We start from the raw sequence: 24990 nt of genomic DNA, 5'->3' as shown, positions 1-24990 counted from the left end.
GTGGGCCGATCGTCAGTCCGTGGGCTGGCGGTCGGCCCACTCCCCGAGCGTGACGCGCGGGCCGGTGTAGAACGGGACCTCCTCGCGCACGTGCCGGCGCGCCTCGGTCGCGCGCAGCTCGCGCATGAGGTCGACGATGCGGAGCAGCTCGTCCGCCTCGAACGCGAGGATCCACTCGTAGTCGCCGAGCGCGAACGCCGCGAGCGTGTTGGCCCGGACGTCGGCGTAGTCGCGTGCCGCCTGCCCGTGCTCGACGAGCATCTGGCGGCGCTCGGCGTCGGGCAGCACGTACCAGTCGTAGGAGCGCACGAACGGGTACACGCACAGGTAGTCGCGCGCGGGCTCGCCCGCGAGGAACGCGGGCAGGTGCGCCCGGTTGAACTCCGCGGGGCGGTGCAGCGCGGCGACCGACCAGACCGGCAGCAGGTGCCGACCGAGGTCGCTCTTGCGCAGGCGCTGGTACGCGCCCTGGACGGCCTCGATCGAGTCGCCGTGCCACCAGACCATGAGGTCGGCGTCGGCCCGCAGCCCCGCGACGTCGTACCAGCCGCGCACCTGGAGGTCGCCACCGCCGTCCGCGACCGCACGCTCCGCCTCGGCGACGAGCTCGGCACGCTCGGCCGCGTCGTCGGGCAGGACCTCCTCGAGCGCGAAGACCGAGAACATCGCGTAGCGGATGGTGTCGTTCGGGTCCGGGGCGGTGGCCCCTGCCGTGGCCCCTGCCGTGGCGCTGTCGGTCGTCGTGCCGGCGGTCATCGTGCGTCTCCTGTCATCGTCGTGTCTCGTGTCGTCACGGGTCCAGCGGTCGTCACGGGTCCGGCGGTCGTCGCCAGCCACTCGGTGGGGTCGGAGTCCTCGCCGCACGCGGCCGGGACGCCGCTCTCGACGCCCGCGCGCAGGAGGCAGCAACCGGTGTGGCACACGTCGGGCCACGCGCCGAGCGAGCCGGCCGTCACGCGCTCGACGGGCTCCCCGTGCTCGTGGCGCTCGGCCGCCGCGCGCTCGAGCACCAGGTCGACCAGCCCGGCCACGAACGGCTCGCGCGTCGAGACGGTGCCCGCGCGCACGGCCCGGATCCCGACCTCGCGCGCGGTCTCGAGCGCCTCGGTGTCGAGGTCGAACGCGACCTCCATGTGGTCCGAGACGAAGCCGACCGGCGACAGGACCGCGGCGCGCGTCCCGGCGCCGGCCAGCTCGCGCAGCAGGTCGTTGACGTCGGGCTCGAGCCACGGCTGGCTCGGCGGGCCCGAGCGCGAGCAGTACGCGAGCTGCCACGCGACCTCGCGGCCGAGCCGCCGGCCGACCTCGGCCGCGACCAGGGCGGCGACGTCGAGGTGCTGGGTCCGGTAGCTCGGACGGCGCGCGCCCGAGGCCTCCTCCATGGTCGTGGGGATGGAGTGGGTGACGAACACGAGCGGGGCGTCCGCGGCGTCCTCGGCCAGCTCGTCGTACGCCTCCAGCACGGCGTCGGCGTTCGCCCGCACGAAGCCCGGGTGGTTGAAGTAGTGGCGCAGCTTGTCGACCGCGAGCACGGTGCCGGGCGTCGCGTCGTCGTCCCCGTCCGCGCGCACCTGGTCGGCGAGCTCCGCGAGCGAGGCCGCGAGGTTCTCGCGGTACTGCCGGCAGCCGGAGTACGAGCCGTAGGCGCTCGTCACGATCGCGAGCACGCGCCGGGCGCCGCCCGCACGCAGGTCCGCGAGCGCCTGCGTCGTGTACGGCTCCCAGTTGCGGTTCCCCCACGCGATGGGCAGGTCGACACCCCGGCGGGCCAGCTCGGCGCGCAGGGCGTCGACCAGCGCGAGGTTCTGCGCGTTGATCGGGCTGCGGCCACCGAAGTGGTGGTAGTGCTCGCCGACCTCGACGAGCCGCTCCTCGGGGATGTTCTTGCCGCGGGTCACGTTCTTGAGGAACGGGAGCACGTCCTCGGGGGCGTTGGGGCCGCCGAACGAGTAGAGCATCAGCGCGTCGTACGGGCCGGCGTCGGGCGCGGGCTCCAGGGCCGGCTCGGTCACCGGATACCCTGTGGTCTCGTCGGGCGCGACATCGGCAGGGACGTTCGAGGGGGTCACCCCCCGATCATCCCATCGTCGCCGCCCACGCGGCCCCGCAGGGTCGCCGGGGTGACCGGGATCACCGAAGGCCACCCCGGGCACGGGGTTCACCCCGCCTCGGGATGCGCCCCCCGACGCATGCTCCTACCGTCGAGAAGCGGTCGGGAGACGTGCCGCACACGATCTGGAGGGCCGGTGGTGACTGACAGCGCTGTGCTCGTCGGCACCACGCTCGGCCGGCGCTTCCGGCTGGGTCCGCACCTGGGCAGCGGCGGGATGGGCGACGTCTTCCGCGGCACCGACGACCGGCTCGAGCGCCCCGTGGCCCTCAAGGTGTTCTCGCTCGCGGGCGCGAAGCCCCGCGAGATCCGGCGCTACGCCGACGAGGCGCGCACCCTGGCCAGCCTCTCGCACCCCGGGCTCGTCGCGCTGTACGACGTCGGGGCGGACACGGGCCCGGGCGACGAGCCGCTCGGCTACCTGGTCATGGAGCTGGTCGAGGGGCCGACCCTCCGGGAGCGCATCGCCGAGGGACCGATGGACCCGGTCGAGGTCGCGGACATCGGCCGTCAGCTCGCGGACGCGCTCGGGCACGCGCACGCCGCCGGGGTGGTCCACCGGGACATCAAGCCGGCGAACGTGCTGCTCAGCGACGAGACGGTCCTGCGTGGGCAGTCCGACGCCCCGACGACGACGACGAAGCTCGCCGACTTCGGCATCGCCCACTCCCCCTCGTCCGGGTCGCGGTCGGCCCTGCACCAGACGCTGCCGACCGAGGCCACCCTCGGCACCGCGAGCTACCTCAGCCCCGAGCAGGCGCTCGGGCGCCCGATGGACGCGGCGTCCGACGTGTACTCGCTCGGTCTCGTCCTGCTCGAGTGCCTGACGGGCGAGCGGGCGTTCCCCGGCGGCGCGCTGTCGAGCTCGCTCGCGCGGCTCCTCGCGCCGCCCGAGATCCCCGCCGGTCTGGGCCGTGGCTGGTCGACGCTGCTGACGGCGATGACCGCCGAGGACCCGGACGAACGGCCGGGCACCGCCGCGGTCGCCGCGCGCCTGCGGACGCTGCGCCGCCCGCCGCTGTGGGACCGGGTCGCCGAGCGGCTCGACTGACCGCAACTGACCGGCGGCCGCCGCGCCCCCTACGCTGGGCCGGTGCAGACAGACGACGGGCGCACGACCTACGTGCTGGTCGACGGCGAGAACATCGACGCGACGCTGGGGTCCCAGATCCTCAACGGGCGGCCGACCCCCGAGCAGCGTCCGCGCTGGGAGCGCATCCTCGACTTCGCGCAGCGGCGGTGGGAGCAGCCGGTCAAGGGCTTGTTCTTCCTGAACGCGTCGAACGGCACCATGCCGATGTCGTTCGTGCAGGCGCTCGTCGCGATCGGCTTCCAGCCCATCCCGCTCGCGGGCGCGTCGTACGAGAAGGTCGTCGACATCGGGATCCAGCGCACGCTCCGGGCGTTGCGCGACCGGACGGGCGACGTGCTCCTCGCGAGTCACGACGGCGACTTCGCGGCCGACCTCGGCACGCTCCTCGGGAGCGACCGCCGGGTCGGCCTGCTGGTGTTCCGCGAGTTCACGAGCAGCGGGCTGACGCAGCTGACCGACCGCGGCCTCGAGGTGTTCGACCTCGAGGGTGACGTCCGCGCGTTCAACGTCACGCTGCCCCGCCTGCGGATCATCCCGCTCGAGGAGTTCGACCCGCTGCGCTACCTGTGAGGAGGTCGCTGTCCAGCCGTTGCTGACGGAGCACCAGGAGCAACGCCAGGATGACGGCGGCGATCAAGGCGGGGTTTGCGGCGGGCGGCGGACGGGCGAGGACGGCACGACGGACGAGGGGTCGCGCGAGCCACCCGACGAGGGTTCGCACGCCGGTCCGTCTCGCCGAGGCGTCAGGCCGTCCGGCGCCGCAGGGTCCGTGCGCCGACGACAAGCGCCACCAGCACGAACCCCGCGATCACGACGACGTCACCCCAGATCGCGTCCACGTCCGGGTCGCGCGCGAGCGACTGGAGCGCGTCGACGCCGTAGGTGAGAGGCAGCACGACCGAGATCGCCTCGAGCAGGGCAGGCATCTGGTCCCGCGGCAGGATCAGCCCGCCCAGGATGATCTGGGGGAAGAGGATCGCCGGCATCATCTGGACGGCCTGGAACTCGGTCCGCGCCACCGAGGACGCCGCCACGCCCAGGGACGTGCCGAGCAGGGCGTTCAGCACCGCCACGAGCACGAGGGCGGGCACCGGCCCCACCACGTCCATCCCGGACACGACGACGGCGAAGAACGTCACGACGACGGCCTGGACGGTCGCCAGCAGCCCGAACGCGAGCGCGTAGCCGACGACGACGTCCCCGCGCCCGACCGGCAGCGTCATGAGCCGCTCGAGCGTGCCGCCCAGCCGCTCGCGCAGCATCGTCACGCTCGTCACGAGGAACATCACGAGGAGCGGGAACAGCCCGAGGAGCGTCGGCCCGATCGTGTCCAGCACCGGCGTCCCGTCGAACATCCAGGCGACCAGGCCGATCAGCAGGCACGGCAGGAGCATGATCAGCACGACGGTGCGGGGATCGTGCCGGACCTGGCGCAGCACGCGCGCCGCTGTCGCGAGCGTCATCCGGGCGCTCATCGCGCCGCCTCCGACGCACCCTCGACGAGCGCGAGGAACGCGTGCTCGGCGTAGGCCGTGCCGGTCCGCTCGAGCAGCGAGGCGAGCGTGTCGTCGGCGAGGATCGCGCCGTCGCGCATGAGGAGCAGCCGGTCGCAGCGCACGGCCTCGTCCATCACGTGACTCGACACGAGCAGCGACGCGCCGCTCGCGGCGAGCCGCCCGAACAGGTTCCACAGGTCCCGCCGGAGCACGGGGTCGAGCCCGACGGTCGGCTCGTCCAGCACGAGCAGACGCGGGCTGCCCAGGAGGGCGGCGGCGAGCGACACACGCGAGCGCTCGCCTCCCGACAGCGTGCCGACGCGGCGTCCCGCGCCCGCGGTGAGGTCGACGGCGTCGAGGACCCGGGCGACGTCGTCGGGCCCGGTCCGCAGCAGCGTCGCGAAGTACCGCAGGTTCTCGCCGACCGTGAGGTCGGGATACACGCTGGGCGCCTGGGTGACGTAGGCGACCTCGCGGCGCAGCGACGGGTCGCCCGCCGGCCGACCGAGCACCTCGACCGTCCCGGCGGCGACGACCTGGACGCCGACGATCGCACGCATGAGGGTCGTCTTGCCGCTGCCGCTCGGGCCGAGGAGCCCCACGACCGCTCCCCCCGGCACCGTGAGATCCAGGGAGCGGATCGCCTCCGTGGCGCCGCGCACGACGCGCAGGCCACGGATCCGGACGACGGCGTCGGCGCGCGAGCCGGGTCCCGGTCGCCCCCCGGAGCTCCGGACCTGCTCCGCGACGTGCCTGGCCATGGGGCATCCTCCCGCCCCGCCACGACGCCGGCTGCGGCGGCCCAGGTCACGGGACCATAACGATCTACCTGATACTCCCGCCGAAGTACCTAGTACTCACTGTTCTGGGTCGGTGGCGCGCTGCTAGACATCGCGAGGCTCCTGTCCTGGCGCCGCGGCCACGCCGGCCGCAGTCACCACAACGAGGTGGTCATGAGACGTCACGCGCTCCCGGGGCTCGTCCTCGCGGCCCTCGCGGCCCTGCTGGTCCTGCTGTCCGACGCCCTCGGCCTCGACGTCGAGGGCGTCGCGCTGCTCGGCGCCGCTCTCGGCGCGGTGGTCGGCCTCGTGCCGGACCGGTCGCCCGCCCAGCGCGTCGGCGCGTTCGGGGTCGGCTTCGCAGCCGCCTGGGTCGGCTACCTGCTGCGGGCTGCGTTCCTGCCCGACGCCGCGAGCGGCCGTGCGGTCGCCGTGCTGGTCGTGCTGCTCGTGTGCCTCGTCGTCGCAGGCACGACGGCGGGCCGCCTCCCCCTGTGGGCGACCCTCGTCGGGGCTGCGGCGATGGTCGGCTCGTACGAGAGCGCCTACACCCTCGACCCCTCGTCGTTCGTCTCGACGTCGCCCGCGTCCGCGACCGCGGTGCTCGTGTGCGCTGCGGGCGGGTTCCTCGCCACCGTGCTGCTCGGCGCCCAGATCGAGCGCGACCGCGCGCACGAACGTGGCGCCGAGCCGGTCGCGCTCGCGCAGCACGCCGTCGAGCACCCGGCCGAGGACGCCTCCCCGGCGCTGCAGTCCTCCGCGCCGGTCCCCGCGGCGGCCACGAACGGCACGGACGTCTACCACCCGCGCGCCGCCGCGACGAGCAGCGCGCACCACCTCGACCGCACCCCGGAGGCCTGACGTGCGCCTTGCCCGCACCCGCACCACCGCCGCCTCGCTCGGCGCGGCCGCCGTCGTCACGGTGCTCATCGGCGCCCTGACGCTCCCGGCCGGCGCCGCCACCACGACCGGCGACGGCGACGTCACCGTGACCAACACCGAGACCGTCCAGGTCAGGCTCGACGCGACCGGCGGCCTGCGCGAGGCACGCGTCTACGAGCAGCTCGCACTCACGGGGACGGGCACGACACGCGTCGTCAACCCCGTCTCGAGCCAGGGCCTGCGCAACCTCGACGGCTTCGGCCGGTTCTCGGTCGAGGACGGCGCGGTCGTCACCGAGGTCACGGTCGACGGCGACCGCCGGCTGCGCTCCGTGAGCGACTTCGACGGCGACCTGCCCCTCCGGATCGAGGTGACCCACCTGCTCGACGGCGAGGAGGTCGAGCCGCGCGACGTCGTCGGCCGCTCCGGGACGCTCGAGGTGCGCTACAAGGTCACCAACGTGACCGGGCGCTTCGAGGACGTCACGTACGACGACGGCACCGGGACGCGGGTCACCACGTCGGCCGAGACGGTCCTGCCGATGATCGGCCAGCTCGTCACGACGCTCCCCCCGACGTTCACGGACGTCACGTCGGGCGAGGCGAGCATCGCGGGCGACGGGCGCGGCGGCACCCGGATGACGTACCAGATGACGCTGTTCCCGCCGATCGGCTCGCCCACGGTCGAGTTCGGCTACACGGCCCAGGTGCGCGACGCCGTCGTGCCGCCCGCGACCGTGACCTCGCTGCCGGTCTCGCCGCTCGCGAGCCCGTCCTTCAAGGGCGGCTCGGCGAGCCTCAAGTCCGGTGCCGACAGCGGCGTGCGGCTCACCGCGGGCGCCATGGAGATCGACGCGAACCTGCTCCGCCTGCACGACGGCGCGGCGCAGCTCCTCGACGGCCTGCTCCAGCTGCGCGCGGGTGCGGACGAGCTCTCGGCGGGGCTGCGGGACGAGGCGGTGCCGGGCGCCGACCAGATCGCCGCCGGGGCCGGGCAGCTCGACGCCGGCCTCGCCGAGGCCAGCAGCAAGGCGCCGGCGCTCATCACCGGGCTCGAGCAGGTCTCGGCCGGCCTCGACAAGGTGGACGCCGGGCTGGTCACGATGTACGGCACCGTCGGGGAGCTCCCCGCGAAGGCGAAGCCTCTCCGGGACGGGATCGCGCAGCTGCAGGCAGGGATCGGCACCAAGGCTGCCACCGGCACGCTGCTCAACGGTGTCGACCAGCTCCGCCTCTCCATCGGCGAGGCCGGACCCGGCCTCGGTGTGCTTGCGGCGGGGGTGTACAGCACCGACCCGGGTGCGCCGGGCGCCTACCAGAAGCTCTCGTGCGCGATCGAGGTGCTCACACACCTCCGCGACGGCGCCACGCCGGCGACGAGGCAGCCGTGCTACGCGAGCAGCCCGCTCGGAGCCGGCGTCCGCCCGCCGATCGCACCCGAGCTCGACCCGATCCACCAGGCGCTGCTGACCAGCCTCATCGACCAGCTGACCGCCGGCGTCGGTCTGCTCGCGAACCCGGCCAGGCTGGGCGACCCGAACTCGATGGAGTTCATCACCGGCCCGAAGCCTGCCGGCGCGGACGCCACACTGCAGCGGGGCCTGACGTACATCCAGGGTCGCCTGCAGAACCTCGCGACACCGGGTCTCGCCAGGATCGAGTGCGGACTGAGCAGCGCTTCCCTGCCCGGCGTGTGCGACACGGCCAGGCCGGGCCTGCTGGAGGGCCTCAGCGCGATCGACGGCGGCGTGACGAAGCTCGTCACGGAGGTCGTGTCGGGGGTCCAGGGCGGCATCGGCAGCGCCTCCGACACGCAGGCGAACGCCACGCTCCGCGGCGGCCTGAACTCGCTCGAGGACGGCGTGGACCAGATCGCCGCCGGCGGGCAGACGCTGATCAGCGGCCTGAACCAGCTGGGCGACGGGGCCGGGAGGCTCAGCGCCGGTGCCGGCGACCTCGCGAACGGACTCGCGGACGCGGCCGACGGCTCCGGGTTGCTCGCCGAGGGGCTCGGGACCGCGGCGGAGTCCGCGCCGCAGCTCGTCGACGGCGCCCAGCGGCTCTCGGTCGAGGGCACGTCGCAGCTGGTGGCCAACGGCAAGGGCACGTCCGCCGACTACGGGGTCAAGTACGCCGTGATCGAGGCCGGCGCCGCGCGGGCCGCCGAGGAGGGCATGGCCTACGGCGCGCCCGAGGGTGCCGCGGGCGCCACCGCGTACTCGATCGAGATCGCGGGGGTCGACGGCGGCGGCGCGGGCAGCGCGGGCCGTGGGCTCGCGGCGGTGGGCCTGTTCGCCGGTGGCCTCGGCCTCGCCGGCCTGGTACGGCGCCAGACGGCGTGAGCCACGACCCGCGTCAGCCGGGCTGACGCGCACGACCGGCGGGTCCCGCGAGAGTTCCCCTGCTCCCGCGGGACCCGCCGCCGACCAGGCCCGGCGGTGAGTCCCCCCTGCTCCCGCCGGGCCTGTGGGTACCTACGGGCCCTTCCCTGGCCTGGCCTCCTCTCCTGGCCTACCACCCGACGCAGGCTGGTCAGCGGCCGGATACTCGTCGGTATGCGCCTCACCACGCCGACGACGGCCGGGTCGCGCGACCAGCACGCCGGGTCCGTCCCGGTCGCCGTCGCGCGCGGGCTCGCGGCCCTCGCCGGGGTCCTCGCGGCCGCCGTGACGCTCGGCGTCGCGCACCTCGTCGCCGCGCTGGTGGCGCCGGAGGGCACCCCGCTGATCGCCGTCGGCGAGGCGTTCATCGACCTCACGCCGGCCTGGCTCAAGGATGCGGCGATCGCGGTGTTCGGCACCGCCGACAAGGTGGCTCTGCTGGTCGGGATGGCGCTCGTCGTCGCGGCGCTCGCCGCGCTGGCGGGCGTGCTGGCCCGCCGGCGCTGGGGGCTCGGGGCGACGCTCGTCATGGCGCTCGCTGCGGTCGGCGGGCTCGCCGCGATGTCCCGGGGCGACGCCGGCGCGTTGGCTCCGGTCCCCAGCATCGTCGGCGGCGCGGCGGGGCTCGTCGCCCTGCGGTCGCTCCTGCGCCGGATCCCGGATCCGCCCGCCGCGCCGGTCCCGGCCGAGACCGCCGCCGTCGACCTCCGTCCGCTGCCCCCGCCCGGTGCGCTCGCTCGACGCTCCTTCCTCACCGCCGCCCTGGTCGCGGCGGGCATGGCTGCCGTCTCGACCGCGGGTGGCCGGCTGCTCGGTCAGGTCGTGCGCACCGCCGATGCGGCCCGGGCCGCGCTGCGGCTCCCCCGGCCTGCCCGGGCGGCGCCCCCGCTCCCGGCCGGCGTCGAGGCCGGGGCGCCCGGCGTCGTGCCGTTCGTGACCCCGAGCTCCGACTTCTACCGGATCGACACCGCCCTCCTCGTGCCGCAGGTCGACCCCGGGACCTGGGAGCTGCGCGTGCACGGCCTCGTCGAGCAGGACGTGACGCTGACGTTCGCCGAGCTGATGGGGTCGGACCTCGTCGAGGCCTGGGTGACCCTGGCGTGCGTGTCGAACCCCGTGGGCGGCGACCTCGTCGGCAACGCGAAGTGGCTCGGGTACCCGACCCGCGAGCTCCTCGCGCGCGCCCGGCCTCGGCCCGAGGCGGACATGGTGCTGTCGACGAGCGCGGACGGGTTCACCGCGTCGACGCCGCTCGCGGTGCTGACGGACTCGCGGGACGCGCTGCTGGCGGTCGGGATGAACGACGAGCCCCTCCCGCTCGCCCACGGCTTCCCGGTCCGGATGGTCGTGCCGGGGCTGTACGGCTACGTCTCGGCGACCAAGTGGGTGGTCGACCTCGAGGTCACCCGCTTCGCCGACCGTCGCGCCTACTGGACCGACCGAGGCTGGTCCGCCGAGGGCCCGATCAAGACGGCGTCGCGCATCGAGGTGCCCCGGCCCGGCACCCCGCTGCGCGCAGGACCCGTCGTCGTCGCCGGCACCGCCTGGGCGCAGCACCGCGGCATCACCGGCGTCGAGGTGCGGGTGGACGACGGCGCGTGGGAGCCCGCCGCCCTGGCGGCGGAGGCGTCCGTCGACACCTGGCGCCAGTGGTCCTACCGGTGGGACGCCAGCTCGGGCGACCACCGGCTGACGGTCCGCGCGACGGACGGGACCGACCGCGTGCAGACCGCCGAGCGCGCGAGCCCGGCCCCGGACGGCGCGAGCGGCTGGCATGCCGTCGACGTCACCGTCGAGTAGGCGTGCTCAGCCGCTCGTCGCCGGGCGGGTGGTCTCGGGCGGGGCGGGTGGTCTCGGCCGGGGCGGGGCGGTCTCGGCCGGGGCGGGGCGGTCTCGGGCGGGGCGGGGCGGTCTCGGGCGCGGTGTGGAGTGCCGCCCCTCAGCGGTGGAGCAGCAGCGCGTCGCCCTGACCGCCGCCGCCGCACAGCGCGACGGCGGCGCGGCCGCCACCACGGCGCGCGAGCTCGTGCGCCGCGTGGACCACGAGGCGCGCACCAGAGGCGCCGATCGGGTGGCCCAGCGAGATCGCGCCCCCGTGGAGGTTGACCTTGTCGCTCGACACCCCGAGCTCGAGCATCGACTGGACCGCCACCGCGGCGAACGCCTCGTTGATCTCGATCACGTCGAGCTCGTCGGCCGTCCAGCCCGCGCGCGCGAGCGCAGCCTTGATGGCCTGGGACGGCTGCGCGTGGAGCGAGTTGTCGGGGCCTGCGACCTGGCCGTACGCCCCGAGCGTCGCGAGCCAGGTGAGGCCCTTGGCCTCGGCGTTGGCGCGCGTGGTGAGCACGACGGCGGCAGCGCCGTCCGTCAGCTGCGACGAGTTGCCGGCGGTGATGGTGCCGTCGGGCGAGAACGCAGGCCGGAGCCGCGCGAGGGTCTCGACGGTCGTGTCCGGGCGGATGCCCTCGTCCGTCCGGATCACGATCGGGTCGCCCTTGCGCTGCGGGACGCTGACCTCGGCGATCTCGTCGTCGAAGGCGCCCGACTCCCACGCGGCCGCGGCGCGCTGGTGCGACCGGGCCGCCACCTCGTCCTGCGCCTCGCGCGTGAGCTGCAGACCCTTGTTGTGGCGCTCGGTCGACGAGCCCATGGACTCCTGGTCGAAGGCGTCGGTCAGGCCGTCGTGGTCGGTGTGGTCGAGCGCCGCGACGCTGCCGAACTTCCAGCCGTTGCGCGCGCCGGGCAGCAGGTAGGGCGCGTTCGTCATCGACTCCTGCCCGCCCGCCACGACGACGTCCGCGTCGCCGAGCCGGATCATGCGCGACGCCTCGATGATCGCGGCGAGCCCCGAGAGGCACACCTTGTTCACCGTGACGGTCGGCACGTCCCACCCGATGCCGGCCGCGATCGCGGTCTGCCGGGCGGGGTTCTGCCCCGCGCCCGCCTGGAGGACCTGACCCATCACCACGGCGTCGACGGCCTCGGGGCCCAGGCCCGACCGCTCGAGGGCCGCGCGCACGGCGACGGCGCCGAGCTGCACGGCCGTCAGCGAGGCGAGCTGGCCGGAGATCCGGCCCTGCGGCGTGCGGGTGGCGGAGAGGACGACGATCTCATCACGGTCGGACATGCGAATCACTCCTGGTGCGGGTGGGTCGGCTCTCGAGGGCGGACCGGACGCGCGCGGGCTCTGTGCGCACGCGCGTCCGGTGAGCTCGTCAGACGGGGACCGGGACCTCGCTGAGGTCGGGGTCGACGGCGAGCTCGGGCTCGGTGGCGGCGCGGACCTCGTCGACCGTGACACCGGGCGCCAGCTCGCGCAGGACGAGTCCGTCGGGGGTGACGTCGATGACGGCGAGGTCGGTGATGATGCGGTTGACGACACCGCGCCCGGTCAGGGGCAGCGAGCACTCGTGGAGGATCTTGGGCGAGCCGTCGCGCGCGCGGTGCTCCATGAGGACGATGACCTTGCCCGCGCCGTGGACGAGGTCCATCGCACCTCCCGGGCCCTTGACCATCTTGCCGGGGATCATCCAGTTGGCCAGGTCCCCCCGGACCGAGACCTGCATCCCGCCCAGGATCGCCGCGGCGACCTTGCCGCCTCGGATCATCCCGAAGCTCAGCGCCGAGTCGAAGAACGCGGCGCCGGGGAGCACCGTGACGGTCTCCTTCCCGGCGTTGATCAGGTCCGGGTCGACCGCGTCGTCGGTCGGGTAGGGCCCGACGCCGAGGATGCCGTTCTCCGACTGCAGGACGACGTGCCGGTCCGCGGGCACGTAGTTCGGCACGAGGGTCGGCAGGCCGATCCCCAGGTTGACGTAGGAGCCGTGCTCCAGCTCCAGCGCGGCACGCGCCGCCATCTGCTCGCGGGTCAGGGCCATGCTCACGCCTCCTGGTTCGACGCGCGGACGGTGCGCTTCTCGATGGGCTTCGGGATGTCGTGGCCCACCTCGACCACGCGGTGCACGAAGACGCCCGGCAGGTGGACCGCGTCGGGGTCGATCTCGCCCGGCTCGACGAGCTCCTCCACCTGGGCGATGGTGATGCGTCCGGCCATCGCGGCGACGGGCGAGAAGTTCCGGGCCGACTTGTTGAAGACGAGGTTGCCGTGACGGTCGCCGCGCAGCGCGTGGACGAGCGCGAAGTCCGTGGCGATGGCCTCCTCGAGGACGTGCTCGCGCTCCTCGCCCCGGACCGTGAAGCTGCGCACCTCCTTCGGCTGCGACGCGACCGCGATCCCGCCCGCGCCGTCGTACCGGCGCGGCAGCCCGCCCTCGGCGACCTGCGTGCCGACACCGGTCTGCGTCCAGAAGGCCGCGATCCCCGAGCCTCCGGCGCGCAGCTTCTCCGCCAGCGTGCCCTGCGGCGTGAGCTCGAGCTCGAGCTCGCCCGAGAGGAACTGGCGCTCGAACTCCTTGTTTTCGCCGACGTACGACGAGATCATCTTGCGGATCCGGCCCGCGCCGAGCAGCACACCGAGGCCGAAGCTGTCCGTCCCGCAGTTGTTGCTGACGACCGTGAGCTCGCGCGCACCGTTGGCCAGGATCGCCTCGATGAGGGCGATCGGGTTGCCCGAGAGCCCGAACCCGCCGACGGCGAGCGTGGCGCCGTCGGTGACGTCCGCGACCGCCTCCTCCGCCGAGCCGATGACCTTGTCGAGCCCGCTCATGGGTGTACCTCCGCAGGGTGCTCCGCGCCGCGTCCGCCGACGGCGCCGACCGGTTCGCCGGACGCAGCGAGCGCCTGGCGGATCTCGGCGGTGACGGCGTCGACGCCGTGGTCGCTCATGATGATCGTGTAGTGGTTCACGTCGTCGACCTCGACGGCGCGCAGGACGGGCAGACGACCGGACCAGACGGTCACCTGGTCCGGGGAGTATAGGCCGGGCGGCTCGTCCATGAGGCCACGCGGCGCCCGCAGGAACACCGTCGGGTGCACCAGCCCGTCGAGCGCGGCCACCAGCGACGGGCCCGAGTGCAGCTCGGCCGTGTCCTCCTCGACCGCGGCGTAGGCGGTCGCCGGGTGCAGCTCGGGCTCGACGCCCTCGAGGTCGTAGTCGACGTACTGGGCCATGGTGTCGTTCCACCCCTCGCCGAAGGCGGGGTGCGCGCGCCAGAACGCCCGGTAGCTCGCCCGGTCCGGGAACGTCATGGCGAGCCGCTCCGCCGCCGGCCCGAGGATGGCGCGCACGAGCGCGTCACCCGTCAGGCCCGGAGGCGCCGCGAGCGGCAGGCCGCCGTCGATGAGGACGAGCGAGCGCACGCGGTCGGCGTGCCGGTGGGCGAACACGGCCGAGACGAAGGCCCCCATCGAGTGCCCCACCACGACCGTGCGCCGCACGCCGAGCGCGTCGAGGACCGCCGCGAGGTCGTCCGCGTGCTGCGGCATCCCGTACGGTCCCGGGAGGTGCGCGCTGCGCCCGCGCCCGCGCAGGTCCGGGGCGATGACCCGGACACCGGGCAGGGCCGCGGCCACCATGGGCCACGCGCGGTGCGACGCCGTGACCCCGTGCACCGCCAGGATCGTCGGGGCGCCAGCATCCTCAGGACCCCACACGCCGACGCGCAGCCGACCGCCGCGCACCGGGACGTCCAAGGTCCGGTAGCCCTCGCTCACGGCCGTCACCGTGCGCTCCATCCGCCGTCGATCACCCAGGACGCGCCCGTGACCATGCCTGCCTCGTCGCCCGCGAGGTACGCGACGACGCCCGCGACCTCGGACGGCTCCACGAGGCGCTTGATCGCGCTCTCCGTGAGCAGGACCTTGGCGAGCACCTCGGACTCCGGGATCCCGTGCACCCGGGCCTGGTCGGCGATCTGCCGCTCGACGAGCGGCGTGCGCACGTAGCCCGGGTTCACGCAGTTGCTCGTGACGCCGTGCGGGCCGCCCTCGAGCGCGGTCACCTTCGACAGCCCCTCGAGACCGTGCTTGGCAGCGACGTACGCACCCTTGTAGGGGGAGGCGACGAGCCCGTGGACCGACGACAGGTTGATGACGCGGCCCCACCCGCGCCGGTACATCCCCGGCAGCGCCGAGCGGATCAGGAGGAACGGCGACTCGAGCATGAGCCGGGTGATGAGCCGGAAGTCGGCGACGGCGAACTCCTCGAGCGGGCTCACCCGCTGGACGCCCGCGTTGTTGACGAGGATGTCCGTGTCCAGCACGTGGTCGGCCAGGGCGTCCGTGTCGGCCAGGTCGACCTCCCACGCCGTCCCGCCCACCTCGTCGGCCAGGGCCTTGGCAGCGGGGCCGTCCAGGTCGGCGACGGTCACGTGCGCACCGCGCGCCGCGAGCTCGCGCGCGCATGCCGCGCCGATGCCGCTCGCGCCCCCCGTCACCGTCGCGGTGCGGCCGGCCAAGCTCCCGGCCGCGCTCGTCGCCGTCATGTCTGCTCCGTCCTGTCGTCCGACCTGTCGTCCGTGTCGTGCGGGTGGTGCCCGTCCTGCGGGTCCTGTCGGTCCAGGGCCACCGCGGCGAGCCCGCGCTGGATGAAGCCCATCACCTGGTCGAAGACGTCCGGGGGGACGTCCATGGTGTCGGCGGGCCCGGGCTCCGAGTCCGAGTCCATGGCTCCCGCCGCGGCCCACCGGACCCAGCGCATGCCGACGAGCTCGCCGATGCCCATGAGCACCCAGGCGGCGACGGTGGGGTCGACGTCACCGATCTCACCGGACGCCCGGGCGGCCGTGAGGCCCTCGATGTACCCCTCGACGATGCGGGTGTAGTGCATCCGGAACGCCGCCGGCGACACGAACTCCGCCTGCCGCACGATGCGGTACAGCGCGGGGTGCTCGGCCGTGAACCGGAAAAAGGCCCGGAACCCCGCCCGCTCGGCCTCGATGCGGTTCGGCGCGGCCTCGGTGGCCTCGGCCATGGCGTGCCGCACCCGCCGGTTGAGGTCCTCGACGACCTCGTCGAAGATCTCCAGCTTGCCGTCGAAGTACAGGTAGAAGGTGCCCAGGCCGACGCCGGCGTGCTCCGTGATCTTGACGATCGACGCGTCGTGGTACCCGACGTCGGCGAACACCTGCTCGGCCGACTCGACGAGCCTGGCACGCGTGCGGTTGCCGCGGGCCGTCCGGGGCGCCGCGCGCGGCACGGTGCGCGGGACGGCAGTCACACGAGCTCCTTGAGAAGGGTGTGGCGGGAGATCTTGTCGAGGCTGGTGTGCGGCAGCGACGGGACGAACCGGATCTGCGTCGGCACCTTGAAGGCGGCGAGCTCCCGCGCGCAGTGCGCACGCAGGTCCTCGGAGTCCGTCGCGACGCCGCGTCGCAGCACGACGTGGGCCACGCCCACCTCGCCCCAACGCGCGTCGGGGACGCCCACGACGGCGGCCTCGGCGACCGCGGGGTGGCGTGCGAGCACCGCCTCCACCTCGGCCGGCGAGACGTTCTCCCCGCCCGTGATGAAGATGTCCTTGATGCGGTCGACGACGGAGAAGTACCCGTCCTCGTCCCGCTCGACGAGATCCCCGGTGTGCAGCCACCCGCCGGCGAGCGCCCGTTCGGTGGCCTCCGGGTCGCGGAAGTACCCCGCGAAGACCCCCGGGCCGCGCACGAGGAGCTCACCGCGTCCGGCACCCTCGACGACCTCCCCCGTCACGACGTCGCAGAGGGCGACCTCGACGTGCGGGTACGGCTTCCCGGCGCACCCGACGCGGGCCCGTGCCTCGTCGTCGGGCAGGCACAGGACGTTGGGGGACGCCTCGGTGAGGCCGTACCCCTGCGTCAGCGCGACGCCGCGCTCGTGCCAGGTCCGCAGCAGCGGCGCCGGCATCGACGCTCCACCGACCACCGCCTGCCGCAGGCTCGACACGTCGGTGGTGGCGAAGTCCGGGTGCTCGGCGAGCAGCAGGTAGTTGGTCGGGACGCCCATCATCGTGGTCACCCGGCGCTCGGCGAGGAGGTGGAGCACCCGGTCGGGCTCGAACGTGCGCTCCAGGACGACCGTCGCGCCCATCCACCACGCCAGCAGCGGCTGGATGTTCCACCCACCGACATGGAACTGCGGCAGGACCGCGAGCACGACGTCGCGGCTCGAGATCTCGATCGTGCGTCCCAGCGACAGGTTGGTCCAGAAGCAGTTCGCGTGCGTGAGCAGGACGCCGCGCGGGTGTCCCTCGGTGCCCGACGTGAACATGAGCAGGAGGGGGTCGTCGTCCTGCACCGGGCGGTTGTCGAGCTCGACCGCGCTCTCCGGGTCCCGCCGACGCGTCGGCCGAGGTGCCCGGCGTTCGACACCGCTGGGACCGAGCCGCGCGCTGCCCGGAGGGGCGGCGAGGCGTTCGAGCGCCGCCGTGGCGAGCGCGTCGAACTCCTCCTCCACCAGCAGCAGGGCCGGGTCGGCCTGGTCGAGCTGGGCGGCGAGCTCGCGGGGCGAGAGCCGCCAGGACAGCGGCACGAGCACCAGCCTCGCCTGCGCGCAGGCGAAGAACAGGACCACGTGGTCCGCGCTGTTGCCCGTGATCGTCGCGATCCGGTCCCCGACGCCGTACCCGGCCGCGCGCAGCCGGCGGGCGAGTGCCGATGCCCGGCCGTCGAGGTCCGCGTAGCGCAGACTGACACCACGGTCGTCGATCGCCACCCGTGCCGGGGTGGCGATGGCACGATCCCGGGTCCAGCGGCCGAGCGTGTGCAGACCGGCTCCACGGAGCAAGTCGTCGCGGTGCCAGGTGCCGGTCACACCACTTCCTCCAGCAACGTCCGTGGATCGGCCTTGCCGGTGCGGCGGCGGTTGCGGGCGTCGACTCGTCCGACCGCGCCGGCGATGCCACCGGGCAGGAAGAGCACCACGAGGATGAAGAGCGTGCCGAGGAGGAACAGCGGCTCGGACAGCGGGATGCGCAGGACCGACGGCAGCTCCTCGATCCAGGCGGAGCTCGCCAGGGCGTTCAGGCGCTGGTCGAGCAGCGTGTACAGCACACCGCCCACGATGGCCCCCCACCGCGACCCGACGCCACCCAGGACGACCATGACCAGCAGGGTCAGGGTGAAGTCGGTGGAGATCGCTCGGGGGACGGCGCCGCTCTGCAGCAGCAGGTTCGCCATGCCGACGACCGTCGCCAGCACGCCGGCGACCACGAACGCGATCAGCTTGATCACGTAGGGCCGCTGCCCGATGACCCGCACGCGGAGCTCGTTCTCGCGCGTCGCGGCCATGAGGTGACCGGCGCGGGAGTGCTCGATCCACGCGACGACCGCGTAGACGAGCAGGAGCACGACCAAGGCGACCCAGTACAGGTACTTCGTGTTCACGACACCGACGAGGAGCTCGGGAAGACGGTCCGTGTTGAGAGCCAGTCCTTCCTCACCACCCGTGAGGCGGTCGGGGTTGCGGCGGACGATCACGGAACCGGCCTGCGCGAAGGCGAGCGTGACCATGGCGAACGAGATGCCCGTCACCCGCAGGCTGACCGCGCCGGTCAGAGCCGCCAGGACCAGGCCGATCACCAGCGTGACGCCGATCGCCGGGAGAAGTCCCATCTGAGCCCGGTCGAGCAGGATCGCCAGGCCGTACGCCCCGGCCGCGAAATAGAGCGCGTGCCCGAACGAGAGCAGGCCCGAGACCCCGAAGAGCAGGTGATAGCTCAGCGCGAGCGCCGCGGTGAGCAACGCGAACGCGAGGACCTGGAGAGCTCCGGGCGTGTACGTCGGCCCGGGGAGGATGCCCGGGAGCGACAGGTTGAGCAGCGGGAGGACGGCGAGCAGCACGACGAGCGCGGCCCCCGCGACCCACGTCGTCAGCGTCCGTGCGGACGGTGCCGCACGACCCCCGTCCCCACCGGGCGATGCCGCCGGCGACTGCTCGGACTCGCGTCGAACCGGGCTCTGGGCGCCGTGCTCGGCGTCGCGGACCATCTCGTTCTCCCGCATCATGCCTTCTTCCCGAGGAGACCCGACGGGCGGGTGAGGAGGACGACGGCGAGGGCCAGCACGACGGCCAGGTCCCCGGTGCCCCCGGCGTAGAAGTTCGCGAACTGCTGCAGGAGCGCGACGGCCACCGAGGCGATCGCGGCACCGGTCAGCGACCCGAGACCACCGATCACGGTGACGATGAAGGCGAAGATGAGCAGCGAACCACCGAGGAGCGGCGAGACGTACCCGAAGAAGTGCGACGCGAGGACGCCCCCCAGACCGGCCGCCGCGCCTCCGACCGCGAAGACGAGCGTGAACGCCTTGCGGACGTCGATGCCGAGGGCCGTCACCATGGAGCGGTTCTCGACGCCCGCCCGGATGATCAGGCCGAAGCGGGTGAACTTGAGGAACGCGACGATCGCGAGCAGCACGAGCACCGCCACGAAGATCACCATGAACCGGTCGTTGGGGATGCGGGCGCCGGCGATCGACGTGGTCTGCTCGAGCCAGGCCGGACCGGTGATGAACACCGGGTCGGTGCCCCAGATGCCCTCGAACAGTGCGACGGTCGCGAGGCCGAGGCCGACGGTCACGAGCACCTGCTCGATGTGCCGCTCGTAGAGGCGGCGGACCAGCAGGAACTCGGTGAGCGCCGCCATCACGGCACCGACCGCGGCGCCCAGCACCAGCGACAGCAGGAACGTGACCCAGCTGTCGGCGCCCGTGCGGCGGGCGATCTCCCACCCGGCGAACGCACCGAGTGTCAGGAACGACCCGTGGGCGAAGTTCAGGACGCCCATCAGGCCGTAGATGAGCGAGAGCCCGGAGGCCACGAGGAAGTAGAGCGCGCCCAGACCGAGTCCGGTGATGGCGAGCAGGACGACGGTGCTCACTGGCGTACCTCGGGGTTCAGGGCCGACGCGTGGGGCGCGGGCGCGGGCTGGTTCGAGTCGTCGCCGCCGTGCACGCCGAGCAGGCGCTTGGTGAGCTCCTCGTCGGCGAGGAGCGCCTGCGCGGACCCGGTGTGGACGACGCGGCCGCCGGCCAGCACGACGGCTCCGGCGGCGAGGCGCCGGACGACCTGGAGGTTCTGCTCGACCAGCAGGATCGGCACGGTGCGGGCGGCCTCCTCGAGGGTCTCCGCCACCTCGGCCACGATCTTCGGCGCGAGCCCCTTGGTGGGCTCGTCGACGAGGAGCAGCTCGTTGTCGTTGAGCAGGGCGCGGGCGAGGGACACCATCTGCTGCTGGCCGCCGGAGAGCGTGCCCGCGAGCTGGGCCGAACGCGCGACCAGGTCGGGGAAGAGCTTCTCGACGAGCTCGCGGCGCGGGTTGTCGTCACGCTCCGCGAGCCGCAGGTTCTCCGCGACCGTCAGCGAGGCGAAGACCTCGCGGTCCTCGGGCACGTAGCCGACCCCGCGGGTGACGATCTTGTGGGTGGGCTCGCCGTCGATCCGCTCGCCGGCGAGCGTGACCTCGCCGGAGCGCTCGATCAGGCCCAGGATCGCCTTGATCGTGCTGGTCTTGCCGACGCCGTTGCGGCCCAGGAGGGCCGTCACGCCGAGCGACGGGACCTGGAAGCTGATGTCCTCGACGACCTGCTGACCGGCGATCCGGGCGCTGAGCGTGCTGACAGTCAGGATGGGAGCGTGCAAGGCGCTCACACCGCCTCCCCGAGATAGGCGCTCTGCACGGTCCGGTCCGCCATGACGACGTCCGGGGTGTCGCACGCGAGCAGCTGGCCGTGATGCATGACGGCGACCCGGTCGACCAGCCCGAGCACCACCTCCATGTGGTGCTCGACCATGAGCACGGTGCACCCGTGCTCACGGTGCACCCGCCGGATGACCTGGCTCAGCCCGGGCACGTCGCCCGACGCCACACCGGCCATCGGCTCGTCGAGCAGGATGACGCTGGGTTCCGTCGCGAGGAGGACCGCGATCTCGAGCTTGCGCTTGTCGCCGTGCGAGAGGTCACCCGCGGCGTCGCCCGCCTTGTGGGACAGGCCCACCTCGGCAAGTCGTTCGCGCGCGTCGCGGGTGGCCTCGTCGCTCGACGTCGGGTACCTCAGGACCGACAGCGCGCCGCCGAAGCGGATCTGCGCTGCGAGCCGGACGTTCTCGAGCGCCGAGAGCCGCGGGAAGAGGCTCGAGGTCTGGAACGTCCGCCCCAGCCCACCCCGCGCTCGCTTGTGGATCGGCTCGCCGGTGACGTCCCTGCCCTCGAACCAGACCGTGCCGCCAGTGGGACGCAGCACGCCTGAGACGAGGTTGAACAGGGTCGTCTTGCCGGCTCCGTTGGGGCCGATCACCCCGAGCATCTCTGCCTTCCCGACCTGCAGCGTCACATCCGTCAGGATGCGAGCGCCACCGATCTGGAGGCTGAGACCCTCGACGGCGAGCGCGGGGGAGCTGGTGACGGACATGACTACCTTCCGAGGTGAGAGAGGTGAGACCTGCGCTGGTGCGGCGCCGTCACGCCTTCTCGGGCGGAGCGACGTCCTCGGGCGCGACCTCGGCGATGAGCGACGGGGTCCAGGTGCCACCGGACTCGCTGAGGCGCGCCTGGTACATCGGCTGGAGCATCGCGTGGTCGCTCGCGCGGACCGTGGTCTCGCCCTTCGGGCCCTGGAACGTCCAGCCCTCGAGCGCCGTGATCATGGCCTCGACCTCGCCGCCGCCCTTCTCGATCGCCCGCACGATCATCTGGGCGGCCACGAAGCCGTCCGGGGAGAACAGGTCGGCCTGCGAGCCGGCCGCCTCGATGGCCTCCACCATCGCCGTGTTGACGTCGTTGTCGGCCGCCTCGGGGAAGTAGTAGGAGAGGAAGCTGATCTTGGAACCGGCCGGGCCGTACGCGCCGTAGGTCGAGCGGTCACCCAGGCCGGTCACGACCGGCGCGGCGTCGAAGACACCCTGCTGGTCGAGCGCCTGCCACATGGCGCCGGAGGTGGCGCCGGCCCAGGCGGCGAAGATCAGGTCCGGAGCGGCGTCGACGGCCTGGCGCGCGAACGGCGTGAACTCGGTCGCGTCCTCCGGGACGAGGATCGAGGTGACCTCGGCGCCCTTGGCGCCCAGGACGGCGTCGACGGCCGCGAGGTTGCCCTGGCCGAACGCGTTGTCCTGCGCGAAGACGAGGACCTTCTTGCCGGCGGGGTCGATGAACGTGCCGGCGGTCGCCACGTCCTGCAGGCTCTGGCGGCCCGAGCGGAACGTGTACTTGTTGACACCCTGGATCGCGTCGGTCGCGGCCGGGCCGGAGATGAAGAGGATCTTGTTCTGCTCGGCCTGCTCGGCGAGCTTGAGCGCGATGCCCGACGCCGTCGAGCCCGCGATGATCGGGTAGCCCTGGCCGATGAAGTCCTTGGCGAGCGAGACGGCCTTGTCGGCGTCGCCCGTGTCGTCCGCGTACGAGACCTTGATCTCGCGGCCGTCGATCGTGCCGGTACCGTCCGTCGCGTAGTCCAGGCCGGCCTCGAAGCCCTCGAGGTACGCCTTGCCGTAGGCCGCGAGCGGACCCGTCTTGGAGTAGACGATGCCGACGTCGACCGGGTCCTTGGTCGCCGTCTCGGACGCGGCACCGCTCGGTGCGTCGCCGGGGCTGGTGTTGGTCGAGGGCGCACAGCCGGCCATGAGGACTCCAGCAGCTGCCAGCATCGCGACCATGAGGCGCTTCTTTGTGACCTGCATGGGACCGCCTTCCCGTGAGAGACCCGTCGACCCTCGAACATGAAAGCCGATTCGGGTTGCAGGAATCATGTGGCTGCGGTCACATGGTGTCAAGTTCCTGGCACGCGCCCGGCGACACGGGCGGCACAGGGCGGGCACGCACGCCCCCACTTCACCCGACGACGGTCCCGCGCAGCCGTGCCAGGGCCCGGCCGGGTTCGCACATCCTTGACTCGATCCCTCATCCCCCCGTCAACCGCGCCGATGACTGCTCGGACGACATGATCACGGGGAGGCACGGGGTGACGGGCGACCGAAGGCTGGGCTCGTTCGTCGTGGTCACCGGCGGCCTGGGCGTGGCGATCCTGGCGGCCGCCTCGGCCGACGACCTGGCGCACCTGGCGCACCTGGCGCAGGCGGACGCGGACGAGCGGTGGCGCGCGACAGGCATCCTGCTCGCCTGCCTCCTGCTGCTGGTCGCAGGGATCGCGTACCGGGCCGCCTCGCTGGACCAGGGTCGGACGTTCCGGGAGCTGCTGCTCCGCGTGTCCGCGGAGCAGCAGGAGCAGCAGCGCCGTGAGACGTTGCACCGTGAGGTGCTCGCGGTGATGGAGCCGGGCGCCATGCACATGGTGTTCCAGCCGATCACCGAGGTCGGCACCGGCCGGGTGCAGGGCTACGAGGCGCTGGCACGGTTCCCCGAGCACGGCCCCGACCACTGGTTCCCGGCCGCCGAGGAGGTCGGGCTCGGCACCCGCCTCGAGCTGCGCGCGATCGAGCTGGCGCTGGCGACCGGCCTGCCACGCGTCCCCGCCGACCAGTACGTCTCGGTCAACCTCTCGGCCACCACGCTGCTCGACCCCGCGCTGCTCGAGCTCATCGACCCCGGCGTCGGCGACCGCGTGGTCGTCGAGCTGACCGAGCACTCCATGGTCGCGGTGTACGACGACGTCGTCGCGGCGCTCCCGGCGCTGCGCGCACGCGGGGTCCGCCTCGCGATCGACGACCTGGGCGTCGGGTACGGGTCGATGGGCCACGTCGTGCGGCTCTCCCCCGACCTCGTCAAGATCGACCGTTCGCTCATCACCGGCATCTCGGTCGACAACGCGCAGAGCAGCTTCGTCGCGGCGATGGTGGCCTTCACCGCGGCGATCGGCGTCTCGCTCCTCGCCGAGGGCGTCGAGACCGAGGGCGAGGCGCAGTCGCTGCACCAGCTCGGCGTCGGGCTCGCGCAGGGCTGGCACTTCGGCCGGCCGTCGGACCTGGGCCCGACGCCGGAGCCCGCCCGGGCGGCGTCCCCAGGTTCCGTCAGCGCGACTGGGCTCCGAGCGGACTGACGTCCCGGACCCAGCCGTCGCCGTCGGGCCGGAAGCCGACGCGCGGCAGGTAGCCCTGGGGGTCGCGGATGCCGGGCGGCGCCACGAGGCGCCGGAAGCCGCGCTCGGCGAAGACCCCGCTCCGGCGGTACACGAACTCGCCCGGGGTGAAGTCCCGGAACCGCGGCGACACGTAGTCCAGCTCGACCTGCCCGACGCCCGCGCCGGCGTCGTGCCCGAGCACGACGCCCACGGTCTCGTCGCCACGGACGACGAGGAAGGCCCACCGCTGCGGGAGCGTCGGGTCCCACACGAAGTCGGGCTGGAACGCGCGGATGTCGTCGGTGTGCACGCGCAGCACGTGCGCGAGGTAGGTGTCCGTCGGGTCGACCTCGATGACCTCGTACGCCGCGGCGTCGTGGCGCTCGCGCTGGAGCCGGACGAGCCAGTAGACGTTGATCAGCGCGATGACGCCGTTCATCGCGACGAACGGCCAGATGCCGAGCACCGCGTTGTACCCGGTGGCGAGGACCGAGCCGACCAGGTTGAGCACCCGGAACCGCCAGACCCGCACCTGCGTCAGCGACAGCACGACCAGTGCGGACCCGACCCAGCCGACGACCTCGAGCCACGGCACGCTCGCTCAGCCCCCCGCGAACGGCGGCAGGACGTCGACGACGTCGTGGTCGGCCAGGCGGTGCGTCTCGTCGTCGACCCGGCGGCCGTCGACGAGGAGCGAGCAGCGCGTCAGGACACGCTCGAGGTCGGGTCCGTGCGCACCGACCATCGCGGCCCGCAGCGCCCCGACCGTGGGGGCGTCGAGGGGCTCGGACGCGCGGCCCGCGGCCTCGGCGGCGGCGGCGAAGTACCGGACGGTCGCCATCAGCTCTCCTCCCGTGGCCGGTCGGCCCAGTCGCGGGCAAGGGCGCCGACGCGCTCGACGAGGTCGTCCAACGCGACTGCACCCGCCTGATCCGCACCCGCCTGACCCGCGCCCCGCTGATCCGCACCCGCCTGACCCGCGCCCCCGTGACCTGCGTCCTCATGACCCGCGCGACTGGCCCCGGCGGCGTACCCGACCAGGAACGTCGTGAGCGGTGCCGCGGGACGGTCGACGCCGTGCGCCGCGTCGCGCGCGAGGTCGAGGACCAGGGCCACGTCGACGACGTCGCGCGGGATCTCGAGCTCCGCCACCACCGCAGCCACCCACTCCTCGAGCCGCCCCGCGGTGCCCGCGCGGCTCGCCGGACGGGCGCTCCCCGCTCCGTCAGCGGCTGCGGTCACGGGTGGGTTCGCGGGGCGGTTCGCGGGTGCGCCACCGGGCGCTCGTCCCAGCACGTCGTCCATCCCTACCTCCTTGGCCGGTCATCGTCGCACGGTCCGCCGGGCTGGGCCGGGACCCGCGTGCCCGGG

At 73.6% G+C, this 24990-nt stretch carries 25 protein-coding genes; 6 read left to right on the top strand and 19 right to left on the bottom strand.

The genetic code is table 11. The features are described 5' to 3' along the window. Nucleotides 1–12 precede the first annotated feature (12 nt). Both hemQ and HIR71_RS02685 read right to left on the bottom strand, forming a co-directional pair. Nucleotides 13–756 carry a hydrogen peroxide-dependent heme synthase gene (hemQ, locus tag HIR71_RS02690; protein ID WP_169323143.1) on the bottom strand — a complete coding sequence of 248 codons (744 nt, stop codon included), beginning with the start codon at nt 754–756 and terminating at the stop codon, nt 13–15. Then, on the bottom strand, nt 753–1958 hold the full coding sequence (locus HIR71_RS02685; protein WP_169323219.1) for a ferrochelatase: 1206 nt from the start codon (nt 1956–1958) through the stop codon (nt 753–755). Before HIR71_RS02685 ends, hemQ begins: the two co-directional genes overlap by 4 nt. A 291-nt stretch (nt 1959–2249) precedes the next feature. Here HIR71_RS02685 and HIR71_RS02680 point away from each other — a divergent pair, with 291 nt between their 5' ends. Next, entirely contained in the window at nt 2250–3161 is a 912-nt protein-coding gene (locus HIR71_RS02680) for a serine/threonine-protein kinase (protein WP_311836040.1), read from the top strand. A gap of 42 nt (nt 3162–3203) precedes the next feature. After that, nucleotides 3204–3773, top strand: a complete 570-nt coding sequence (locus HIR71_RS02675; RefSeq protein WP_169323140.1) for an NYN domain-containing protein — start codon at nt 3204–3206, stop codon at nt 3771–3773. A gap of 173 nt (nt 3774–3946) precedes the next feature. Here HIR71_RS02675 and HIR71_RS02670 read toward each other — a convergent pair whose 3' ends face one another. Continuing rightward, complete coding sequence (locus HIR71_RS02670) at nt 3947–4678, bottom strand: ABC transporter permease (protein WP_169323138.1); 732 nt, start codon at nt 4676–4678, stop codon at nt 3947–3949. Continuing rightward, nucleotides 4675–5460, bottom strand: a complete 786-nt coding sequence (locus HIR71_RS02665) for an ABC transporter ATP-binding protein (RefSeq protein WP_169323136.1) — start codon at nt 5458–5460, stop codon at nt 4675–4677. The genes HIR71_RS02670 and HIR71_RS02665 overlap by 4 nt, the downstream gene beginning before the upstream one ends. 192 nt (nt 5461–5652) lie before the next feature. On the opposite strand from HIR71_RS02665, the gene HIR71_RS02660 reads away from it, so the two are divergent. The 3 genes from HIR71_RS02660 to HIR71_RS02650 all read left to right on the top strand — a co-directional run bounded on the left by HIR71_RS02660 (nt 5653) and on the right by HIR71_RS02650 (nt 10540). Further along, on the top strand, nt 5653–6339 hold the full coding sequence (locus tag HIR71_RS02660; RefSeq protein WP_169323134.1) for a hypothetical protein: 687 nt from the start codon (nt 5653–5655) through the stop codon (nt 6337–6339). Between the two features lies 1 nt (nt 6340). After that, nucleotides 6341–8701, top strand: coding sequence for a hypothetical protein (locus HIR71_RS17340; RefSeq protein ID WP_169323132.1), 2361 nt, complete (start codon nt 6341–6343; stop codon nt 8699–8701). 213 nt (nt 8702–8914) lie between these two features. Beyond that, nucleotides 8915–10540: a molybdopterin-dependent oxidoreductase gene (locus HIR71_RS02650; RefSeq protein ID WP_169323130.1), complete on the top strand. Its 1626-nt coding sequence runs from the start codon at nt 8915–8917 to the stop codon at nt 10538–10540. 139 nt (nt 10541–10679) lie between these two features. Here the strand turns inward: HIR71_RS02650 and HIR71_RS02645 are convergent, their stop codons facing one another. The 12 genes from HIR71_RS02645 to HIR71_RS02590 form a co-directional block, all read right to left on the bottom strand. Then, entirely contained in the window at nt 10680–11867 is a 1188-nt protein-coding gene (locus HIR71_RS02645) for an acetyl-CoA C-acetyltransferase (protein ID WP_169323128.1), read from the bottom strand. 88 nt (nt 11868–11955) lie between these two features. Continuing rightward, nucleotides 11956–12618, bottom strand: a complete 663-nt coding sequence (locus HIR71_RS02640; RefSeq protein ID WP_169323126.1) for a CoA transferase subunit B — start codon at nt 12616–12618, stop codon at nt 11956–11958. Nucleotides 12619–12620: 2 nt separating this feature from the next. Then, on the bottom strand, nt 12621–13406 hold the full coding sequence (locus tag HIR71_RS02635) for a CoA transferase subunit A (RefSeq protein ID WP_169323124.1): 786 nt from the start codon (nt 13404–13406) through the stop codon (nt 12621–12623). Next, nucleotides 13403–14362 (bottom strand): alpha/beta fold hydrolase, encoded by a 960-nt coding sequence (locus HIR71_RS02630; RefSeq protein ID WP_311836039.1) that lies wholly within the window; start codon nt 14360–14362, stop codon nt 13403–13405. The genes HIR71_RS02635 and HIR71_RS02630 overlap by 4 nt, the downstream gene beginning before the upstream one ends. Further along, nucleotides 14359–15123: a 3-hydroxybutyrate dehydrogenase gene (locus HIR71_RS02625; RefSeq protein ID WP_169323120.1), complete on the bottom strand. Its 765-nt coding sequence runs from the start codon at nt 15121–15123 to the stop codon at nt 14359–14361. Before HIR71_RS02625 ends, HIR71_RS02630 begins: the two co-directional genes overlap by 4 nt. Continuing rightward, a complete protein-coding gene (locus HIR71_RS02620; RefSeq protein WP_311836038.1) occupies nt 15120–15857 on the bottom strand; it encodes a TetR/AcrR family transcriptional regulator in 738 nt (245 codons plus the stop codon). The genes HIR71_RS02625 and HIR71_RS02620 overlap by 4 nt, the downstream gene beginning before the upstream one ends. Next, the gene (locus tag HIR71_RS02615; RefSeq protein WP_311836037.1) at nt 15854–17422 is read right to left on the bottom strand and encodes a class I adenylate-forming enzyme family protein; all 1569 of its coding nucleotides are present in this window, start codon (nt 17420–17422) and stop codon (nt 15854–15856) included. Before HIR71_RS02615 ends, HIR71_RS02620 begins: the two co-directional genes overlap by 4 nt. Then, complete coding sequence (locus HIR71_RS02610) at nt 17419–18615, bottom strand: branched-chain amino acid ABC transporter permease (RefSeq protein ID WP_249051471.1); 1197 nt, start codon at nt 18613–18615, stop codon at nt 17419–17421. The genes HIR71_RS02615 and HIR71_RS02610 overlap by 4 nt, the downstream gene beginning before the upstream one ends. Next, complete coding sequence (locus tag HIR71_RS02605) at nt 18612–19487, bottom strand: branched-chain amino acid ABC transporter permease (protein WP_169323118.1); 876 nt, start codon at nt 19485–19487, stop codon at nt 18612–18614. The genes HIR71_RS02610 and HIR71_RS02605 overlap by 4 nt, the downstream gene beginning before the upstream one ends. Next, entirely contained in the window at nt 19484–20248 is a 765-nt protein-coding gene (locus HIR71_RS02600) for an ABC transporter ATP-binding protein (protein WP_169323210.1), read from the bottom strand. The genes HIR71_RS02605 and HIR71_RS02600 overlap by 4 nt, the downstream gene beginning before the upstream one ends. A gap of 5 nt (nt 20249–20253) precedes the next feature. Then, nucleotides 20254–21018: an ABC transporter ATP-binding protein gene (locus HIR71_RS02595; protein WP_169323116.1), complete on the bottom strand. Its 765-nt coding sequence runs from the start codon at nt 21016–21018 to the stop codon at nt 20254–20256. Between the two features lie 49 nt (nt 21019–21067). Beyond that, a complete protein-coding gene (locus tag HIR71_RS02590; protein WP_169323114.1) occupies nt 21068–22282 on the bottom strand; it encodes a substrate-binding domain-containing protein in 1215 nt (404 codons plus the stop codon). Between the two features lie 281 nt (nt 22283–22563). On the opposite strand from HIR71_RS02590, the gene HIR71_RS02585 reads away from it, so the two are divergent. After that, on the top strand, nt 22564–23598 hold the full coding sequence (locus tag HIR71_RS02585; RefSeq protein WP_169323112.1) for an EAL domain-containing protein: 1035 nt from the start codon (nt 22564–22566) through the stop codon (nt 23596–23598). Here HIR71_RS02585 and HIR71_RS02580 read toward each other — a convergent pair. The 3 genes from HIR71_RS02580 to HIR71_RS16645 are packed head-to-tail and all read right to left on the bottom strand — an operon-like array spanning nt 23570 to nt 24924. Continuing rightward, on the bottom strand, nt 23570–24214 hold the full coding sequence (locus HIR71_RS02580; RefSeq protein ID WP_169323110.1) for a YgjV family protein: 645 nt from the start codon (nt 24212–24214) through the stop codon (nt 23570–23572). The genes HIR71_RS02585 and HIR71_RS02580 overlap by 29 nt on opposite strands. 6 nt (nt 24215–24220) lie before the next feature. Next, nucleotides 24221–24460 (bottom strand): MoaD/ThiS family protein, encoded by a 240-nt coding sequence (locus tag HIR71_RS02575; RefSeq protein ID WP_169323108.1) that lies wholly within the window; start codon nt 24458–24460, stop codon nt 24221–24223. Continuing rightward, nucleotides 24460–24924, bottom strand: a complete 465-nt coding sequence (locus tag HIR71_RS16645) for a DUF6457 domain-containing protein (RefSeq protein WP_211373682.1) — start codon at nt 24922–24924, stop codon at nt 24460–24462. Before HIR71_RS16645 ends, HIR71_RS02575 begins: the two co-directional genes overlap by 1 nt. Nucleotides 24925–24990: the final 66 nt, after the last annotated feature.

Source organism: Cellulomonas fimi, assembly GCF_012952065.1.
GTDB lineage: Bacteria > Actinomycetota > Actinomycetes > Actinomycetales > Cellulomonadaceae > Pengzhenrongella > Pengzhenrongella fimi_A.
The sequence above is the reverse complement of the archived record's forward strand: the minus strand, read 5'-3'. Positions and strand labels throughout refer to the sequence as shown.